Below are 4,197 nucleotides of genomic sequence, written 5' to 3'. Positions count from 1 at the left end.
TTACTATATATGTACTTGTTTCGTCAGCACTTTTTGCTTATATGTTGGCATTTTATAAGTTTAAAGGCAAGAATATTACGTTTAGTGTTGTGATGGCAACCTATATGATCCCTGGAGCTGTATCGTATGTTCCTGTATATGTAATGTTAGGGAAGTTTGGTTTGCTTGATTCACATTTTGGATACATGATTTCTATGGCTGTTAGCGTATTCGGTATTTTCTATTTAAAACAAACGTTCCACAAAGTTGGTTTTGAAATAGTAGAAGCAGCCAAAATTGATGGAGCGAGTGATTGGCGAATTCTTTGGAAGATTATTTTTCCAATGACACGATCATCATTTGTAACTCTAGGATTGGTCACATTTATTGGTAACTATAATAATTACATTTGGCCAGCTCTTATTTTGAAAGATAATACACAAAAACTAATTACGAATGGAATTGCTGATTATTTCATTAATAGTTCTTTAGGACGAGATTGGTCACACATTATGGTTGCAAGTACAATCGCAACAGTGCCGCTCTTAATCGTATTTTTAATTCTACAAAAATGGTTCTTATCTGGTGTTACTGATTCAGGAATAAAGGGGTAAGTAAATATTAAAGGAGAGTTGTGGGATGAAAAAACTATTCATGCTTCTAACAGTTATAACATTGTTTGTTAGTGCACTTGCGGGTTGTTCAGGTGGAAAAGGGAGTACGGTTAAAGCGAGTAAAGAAGGGGAGAAGGTTGTTGTTCCATTCATTAATGGAGTAGGGGGCTCTCTTGCAGATCGTGTAGATAAGATTGTGGAAGAATACAATAAAAGTCAGGACAAATATGTAGTGAAAACGACAAAAGCGGGTAGCTACGATGAGTCATATCAAAAGCTACAAAGTGGATTTGCAGCGAATAACCAAGAAGCAATTGCATTACTAGGTTCTGATGTCATTCAAGAATATGCTAAAAAACAGTTAATCGTACCTATAGATGAATATGTTAAAAATGATACTAATTTCAAAAAGGAAGATTATGGAAAAGGGTTTATGGAGCAAGCAACAATTGACGAGAAGTTATATGGCATTCCGTTTTACGGTACAACGCAAATTTTTTATTACAATAAAAAAGCATTAGCGGAAAATGGCTTTACAAAAGAGGATTTAAAGACGTGGGAAGGTGTAGAAAAGGTAGCAAAAACAGTCGCAAAACGTGGTGAAAACGGAAATGTTTCATATGCTGGCTGGATGCCAATGTGGGGGACGTCAAACTTAATTGATGCAGTTCGCAGTGCTGGCGGTAATGTATTAAGTGAAGATGGTAAAAAAGTATTAATTAACGATGACACTTGGGTTTCGGTATGGGAGAAATTCCGTACATGGCTACATGAAGATAAAATTATGAAAATACATTCAGGTGGTACTGGATGGGAATATTGGGATAAAACTGTAATTGATTTAGTTGAAGGTAGAACATTAGGATTTACAGGATCATCTGGTGATCAAGGATTTGTTTTTAAATCATTAGGAAAAGGAATGACGGAAGAAGAACGCCTTAACACGTTTGAAGCATTACCTCAGCCTGCTTGGGGTAATAATAAACCAGCGCCAAAACTAGAAACATATTTGTTCACATTAACGAGAAATATTGATCCAGAAGTAGCAAAAGGCGCATATGACTTTATGAAGTTTGCGACAAGTACGGAGAAAACGGCTGAATGGTCAATGGCAACAGGCTATATTCCTGTTCGTAACAATGTAACAGAGTACGGTCCATATGCTGAATTTGTTAAAAAACAACCACAAGCATTAGTTCCGTTAGAACAAGCCAACAATAATGGAGTGGGACCATTTGTAGATCCAACGGGCGGAAAAATCAATGACGCTTTAAATGTAGCAAAAGATAAAGTAGAGATTGAAGGGGTTTCAGCAAAGAAAGCATTAGATGAAGCAGCTAAAGTTGCGCAAGAAGAATTAGATAAAGTTCTGAAAAAGAAGAAATAAACCTGTTGTAGTACGAACGTGAGGTGCTTTTGAACGAAGGAAGTGCCTCTAAAATTCACTTGAAAAGGTGTGAGAACTATGATCGAAATAACAAGTACGATAACACTCTCTCCATTCGTAAAAAATAAACACTGTTTCCAAATGGATGAAACTGATATTACAAACTTTACATTAACAATTGATCAAGGGGATAGCCGAAAAATTCCGCTTTTACTAATCTTAAGAGATCCTAACGGTTATGTACGTATACAATATCAAACTCCAATTGTAAATGAAAAACTAGTCGTTTCGAAAGATCCAAAGTTTTGTTCTGCTGGTTGTATTGGAGGAGACATACAGTCAGGTAATTGGGAATTAGAAGTCGCATATATCCCTCATTGTGCAAAGAAAGTAGTGAAATTTACTGGGGAAAAAGTTGACTATACAGTAAATATAGAAGTGAATGATCAGTTGGAGCGAAAGTATAGTAGAGAGCATTTTTGTAAGGGCAATGTTTTTATCGATGAAGACCGTTTTAATAAGGTAGTAAATGAAGAACATCGCTGGTACAAAGGGGATTTTCATGAACATACAGATTTAACAGATGGCGAGATAGATGATGAACTTGGAATGGAAGTATGTGAAAAACAAGAATTAGATTTTTTATATGCGACGGAGCACAATATTGTTATGCCATCATATCAAAAAGGAAACACATTAATTATACCATCTATGGAACTTACAACTCCTTATGGTCATTACAACATATTTGGTATAAGAGAATTCATTGATTTTACAGAGTATATAGATGAATCATTTAGCGCTGAAAAAATGAATGCACTATTTTCACTCATGAAAGAAAAAGGGTATTTATTGAGTGTGAATCATCCATTTATGAAGCCTTGGGCGAACCAAGTTAATATTAACTTAGAAAATGTTCATACGATGGAAATTATGTGTGATCCAACGTATAAAAAAAGTAAATCATCTACTTTAGAAGCTTTACGTTGTTTCGATCAAATGTGGTCAAATGGTCTTAAAATCTGGGGAATAGGAGGAAGTGACTCTCATTTACATCCGTCTAAAACATTCCCAGGATCAAAAGACCCATCCATTTACGGTGATCCAGGAACATATGTATTATGTAACGGTTTATCTATTAAAAACTTGAAATTTGCGATTCAAAAAGGAAGAATTTATTTCTCTCGATTTAGAAAACTAGCGATAGATATTCAAAACGAAGGTGAAACGATTGCTGTCGGCGATGAGGCTAAAGGAAATATTGTTTATAACGTTCAAACAGATAAACCGTGTGAGTGGAGACTACTTATAAATGGAAGAACGATTGAAAAAGAATACGGAAGCGATGTAACCTTTGCATTCACTTTAAATGAAGGGGCGTACGCTAGAGTTGAGGGATGGGAAGAGGACGAATTAGTAGCATTTATTAATCCTATTCATAATAAAGTTCAGAATAAAAATATAAAAACATGGAATGAAGTTATAGGGGGAATAAAAGGTGAATAAAGCGATTATTTTTGATAAAGATGGAACATTAATACAGTTAGATTCAGTTTGGTACAAAATTGTGCATCGTGTGTTAGATGATATATTTCAAACGTATCCAAATGAAAAAAGTAAACGAGATGACTACTTAACGATTATTGGTATGAATGATAACAATTTTGAGAGTACGAGTTTACTAGCTTGTCGCACAAATTACTTTATTGCGGCTGCATGGTATTCGTTGTTAGAAAATCAACATGTGAATAAAGAGGGTTTTATTCAAAATGTATGTCTTCTATTCAAAAAGTACTCTACTGCAGATGATCTTGTATTTACAGAAGTGGAAGGTGCAAAGGAAACGTTACGATATTTAAAAGACAATGAATATATTATTGGGGTTGTTACGGCAGACGATGTTGATGCAGCTATTCATTCTCTGAAAATGACTGAGTTATATGATTATGTAGATTTTTTAGGTGCAGATGATGGTGTGAATAGAACAAAACCTGAAAGTGACTTTTATCATATGTTTAAAGAGAAATTTTCACTAACTGAAGAAGATGTGCTTATGGTAGGTGATACATTAACAGACGTTACATTTGCGAGAAATAGTAACATTAAAGTAGTGGGCGTTTTATCGGGTGCGAGCAGGAAGGAAGATTTAGAAGGAAAAGCGGATTATATTTTAGACAGTATGAAGGATATTTCGAAGATTTTATCATTCATGTCATC

Annotated in this window: 4 protein-coding genes; all 4 read left to right on the top strand. The window is 34.8% G+C overall.

Annotated features, from left to right (window positions below):
- Positions 1-593: carbohydrate ABC transporter permease (locus tag AB3X48_RS18515; protein WP_367959797.1), on the top strand; the 593-nt coding region annotated here is incomplete at its 5' end.
- A gap of 25 nt (positions 594-618) precedes the next feature.
- Positions 619-1,980 carry an extracellular solute-binding protein gene (locus AB3X48_RS18510; protein WP_131230446.1) on the top strand — a complete coding sequence of 454 codons (1,362 nt, stop codon included), beginning with the start codon at positions 619-621 and terminating at the stop codon, positions 1,978-1,980.
- A 78-nt stretch (positions 1,981-2,058) separates the two neighbouring features.
- Positions 2,059-3,486: a CehA/McbA family metallohydrolase gene (locus AB3X48_RS18505; protein ID WP_367959796.1), complete on the top strand. Its 1,428-nt coding sequence runs from the start codon at positions 2,059-2,061 to the stop codon at positions 3,484-3,486.
- On the top strand, positions 3,479-4,197 hold a 719-nt coding region (locus AB3X48_RS18500), incomplete at its 3' end, for an HAD family hydrolase (RefSeq protein ID WP_088099161.1). The genes AB3X48_RS18505 and AB3X48_RS18500, both read left to right, overlap by 8 nt.

Source organism: Bacillus sp. S4 (assembly GCF_040838205.1).
GTDB classification, from domain to species: domain Bacteria; phylum Bacillota; class Bacilli; order Bacillales; family Bacillaceae_G; genus Bacillus_A; species Bacillus_A cereus_U.
This window is presented reverse-complemented; position numbering and strand designations above follow the sequence as displayed.